This is a genomic window from Vibrio sp. 1F279 (assembly GCF_041439815.1).
Lineage (GTDB): Bacteria > Pseudomonadota > Gammaproteobacteria > Enterobacterales > Vibrionaceae > Vibrio > Vibrio tasmaniensis_A.
Map to the genome: position 1 here is coordinate 13,133 of NZ_JBGOOU010000056.1, position 3,702 is coordinate 16,834.

The window sequence follows — 3,702 nt, forward strand, 5'->3', positions numbered from 1 at the left end:
CTATTCATCTATTCATCTATTCATCTATTCATCTATTCATCTATTCATCTATTCAGAGTAATTATATTGCTCTGATTTGCCCTTTAAAATAAGTAGTTATCAGATCCCAGCCAGTATCCCGTGACCATCATTAGATCTCGATTTAAGTAATAGACTTTACCTACCACCTCGCAACTACCTCAACTACAACTACAACCAATCGAATTTGTTCATGAGAAGTATGAATAATGCCCTATTTTTTTTAATTAATTAGACTGGCTAGCATACAGGTGCTCAAACAAAACAAACCTAAAAAGGAAGAATCATGTCTATTAAATCTGTTGCAATCGGAATGGCTGTTTGTCTATTTACTGCCCCAAGCTTTGCTAACCTAAGCACCATTGATGCTCAAACTAATCAATCCATTAAACTAGCGGAAGGCTTCTATGAAGATGTACTGGTTTATAGGAATTTGAACAACTTCGGAAAGTACGTTGGTGACACTTACATCCAACACGCTACAGCTTATGGCGATGGACCAGCAGAACTGATTAAAGCGGTAGCTGGCGAGTTAACTGCTGATCCTGGCGTGAAAGTAGATATCTACCGTACCATTGCAGAAGGTCCTTATGTCGCAATACACTCTGTTTGGACAACTTCAGACGGTGCGGAATATGTTTATGTTGATATCTGGAGAGAAGAAAATGGCATGCTGGTAGAGCATTGGGATCACTACCAACAAGTTCCGGAAAAATCTGAAAACAAAAACACCATGTACCAAGGGCCAGACGCGAATATCTATGATGCAACTCAAGACATCGAGCGTAATCGAGGCAGAGCCATTGCTGTGTTGAAAAGCTTTGAAAACCCAGCGGATACAAGTGCGTTAAAAAAGTATATTTCTAGCGAAACCTATATTCAACACAACCCAGAGGTTCCAAATGGTAGAAAAGCATTGGTTGGTTACCTTGATTACTTAAACAGTAACGGGACTAAGCTAAAAACGGAGATAGCAAAAACAATCGCGATGGGTGACATGGTTCTTGTTCATTCTAAGCAAATTGACCTCGGTAAAAAAGGCGATTTAGGTGTTGGTTACATTGATATCTTCCGCTTTAATAACGAAGGGAAAATTGTAGAGCATTGGGATATTGCAGAAACTCAAACTGGAGAGTCAGCCAACGAGAACGATGTGTTTGGTTACCCTAGCCAACGTTAATTGCAGCTTCATTGAGTGGAAAAAGTGCTCAACATCAGTGTTGTCCAAAAAACTACTTTTTCCGCTCATATTTGCCTTATGTTATAAGAAATAAATTACCCACATTCCACGAGTTAAAGGCTATTAGGTGATTCATCGACGCGTTTTTCTAAGATTTGTTCTAGATTGGTTTATTGTTATTACCCGAATACCAAAAGGCCTCGCAGTTCGAGGCCTTACGTTTTTCATTTAACGTTTACAGCTACCCTACTTCACTGGCTTCTCTTGTTAACTTTCCTTATTGACCTAAGTTACTGACTCAGCTGACTAAACTTCGGCAAGTTCTTCACGAACCTCTGATGTACATCCATATAGGTTTGCATATAAATTTCATCGATACTGTCACCACTCGGGAAACTCGATGAGAAATCGACGTGCTTACGGTCAATCGACAATTTGGCGGCCTCGACAATATGAGCAATGAACATTCGAGGATCTTCTAAGCCGATAGAGATACGCATTGTGGTCGGTTTGATGCCTGCTTCATTAAGCGCTTCATCGCTGAGCTCTGAGTGCGTGGTCAGTGCTGGGCACAAGGCCACGGTGTTGGTTTGCCCAAGGCTCACTTGCACGCCGATTGCTGGCTCAAGCATGTCAAAGAACTGTTTAAACCCATCTCGATTGATTGGTACACGGTCGCCGTTGCCTTCCATATCGATAGTGAAAAGCGCGGCTGGCAAACCCAAGTACATGTTGTTCTGGCAGTGCTCATAGTTATCACTGTCTGGCAAAGCTGGACACGACACATTGATGTCTGGGTGGGCATCGAAGATCTTCGCCAGAGCCAGGGTATTAATCGTTTTTTGCACCACTCGCATCTCATACGTTTTCATACCATTGAGCACTTCAAACGCTTTGTCTGCGTCTAGGAATGCGCCCTTAATGTAGTACACATTCCAAAACAGCGTTTCGTTCCATGGAATGGTGACCTCATCGCCGTTAGGTTTGGTGAAAGTGACCTCCTCTCCTTTTGGAATAAACATGGTCTCGTTACGGCCAATCACAACCCCAGCAGTTGTGGTGCCAGAACCCGCCAGTTCTTTGGTGTAAGAGTGAATAACATAATCGGGTCTTTCCATCACATCATCACGTTTCAGTACTGGGTGTAATAAAGGCGTGCCCACTGTCGAGTCAACAATCACATCCCAACCACGAGAGTGACCTGCTTTACTGATACTAGCAACATCTAACACGTGTCCATGCGGGTTACACGGTGACTCTAGGTAGACGTAGATTTTCTTACCCGCAGCGATGCGATCTGCGTATTTATCGGCAACCTCATCAAGTCGCGTCGCAAACTCATCCCCGGAGTAACCATCCACCCACTCTACCGCGACATTCAGGTTCGAAGGCTTGCCAAACCAATCTTCCAACAGTTGGTAAGAACCGCCGTAGATATTGCGTGAAGCTAAGACAATGTCTTCATACCCAAGTAGATGGCTCAACAACCCATCAATAGCGGCCATCCCCGAGTTAAAGTTCCATGCGAGGTACTCATTGGCTCTAGAGCCTGCCTCAATATCAACCATGTGGTTAGCCAGTGAAATCGATGTTGGGTTAAGCAGTCGAGAGTAAATATCGTGCAGCGGCTCCTTACCATTAAACGCATCTTCAATCCATTCTGTACACGCAAACAAATAGGTCGCGGTACGTGTAATCACAGGGCTCGCAGAGAAAATAGCAGCGACATTATCGAAGATAGGATACGCACCTTTGGATGCAAAATTACCATTATTGGTGGCAATAGACTGGTAAGTGGCGCGCATTGGGTTTTGCAGATTGTCGAGGATCTTAGCGATCTGGAATGACAAAAAACGTTTGGCGTTAAACCAAGCGATTCGGTCGCTCTTATCGAGCTCTGAAAGGCCATCAACCGTCAATGCCCAAAGATCGTGTGTCTTGGTATTGGCTTTGTACAGTGTCGTCGCCAGTTCGATAAGCGTGACGCCGTAATCACTGTTTGGGTCGATACCAAAATGCTTGGCTTGCTCAATGGCAAGGGCTTCTGCTTGTTCGTGTTTGGTAGTTTTACGCAGCGGGCTAAGTTGAGTTGAAGTATTCATAGTTCCTAAGTCATTCCATGCTGGTTGTTCCTCCTTTAATTTTAGTTTTGTGCAGATGCTAAAAATTGCTATTTGCGAAGTAAGACATATACTTTGAGCAATAATATTGCCAAACTAAATTCAATATTGATGGAATATGCCAATGGATGAGATCGATAAGAAAATACTGGCTGAACTGCAAAGCAACGCTCGGCTGACTAATCAAGAGTTGGCCGACCGAGTAGCACTGTCGCCCTCTCCTTGCTTACGCCGAGTTCGAGCATTAGAGAAACAAGGGATTATTCGCGGCTATCACGCCAGTGTTGACCAAGAAGCGTGTGGCCTGCCAGTCAATGTGTTTGTGTTGGTGAAACTTGAAAAGCCGACAGAAGAGAACATGCGAGACTTTGAACAGCACATCGA

The 3,702-nt window shown here is 43.8% G+C and carries 3 protein-coding genes; 2 read left to right on the top strand and 1 reads right to left on the bottom strand.

The annotated features are described in order from the left end of the window. The first annotated feature begins 304 nt into the window (after positions 1-304). Positions 305-1,198, top strand: coding sequence for a nuclear transport factor 2 family protein (locus ACED60_RS23995; RefSeq protein ID WP_009846978.1), 894 nt, complete (start codon positions 305-307; stop codon positions 1,196-1,198). Between the two features lie 290 nt (positions 1,199-1,488). Here ACED60_RS23995 and ACED60_RS24000 read toward each other — a convergent pair whose 3' ends face one another. Continuing rightward, positions 1,489-3,300, bottom strand: a complete 1,812-nt coding sequence (locus ACED60_RS24000; protein WP_371728616.1) for a PLP-dependent transferase — start codon at positions 3,298-3,300, stop codon at positions 1,489-1,491. A gap of 142 nt (positions 3,301-3,442) precedes the next feature. Here ACED60_RS24000 and ACED60_RS24005 point away from each other — a divergent pair. After that, the coding region (locus ACED60_RS24005) for an Lrp/AsnC family transcriptional regulator (RefSeq protein WP_371728617.1) at positions 3,443-3,702 on the top strand (260 nt) is incomplete at its 3' end.

What these genes read in the sequence shown, in the direction of transcription:
- ACED60_RS23995 (WP_009846978.1), top strand. Translation starts at nt 305, where the DNA reads ATGTCTATTAAATCTGTTGCAATCGGAATGGCTGTTTGTCTATTTACT.
- ACED60_RS24000 (WP_371728616.1), bottom strand. Translation starts at nt 3,300, where the DNA reads ATGAATACTTCAACTCAACTTAGCCCGCTGCGTAAAACTACCAAACAC.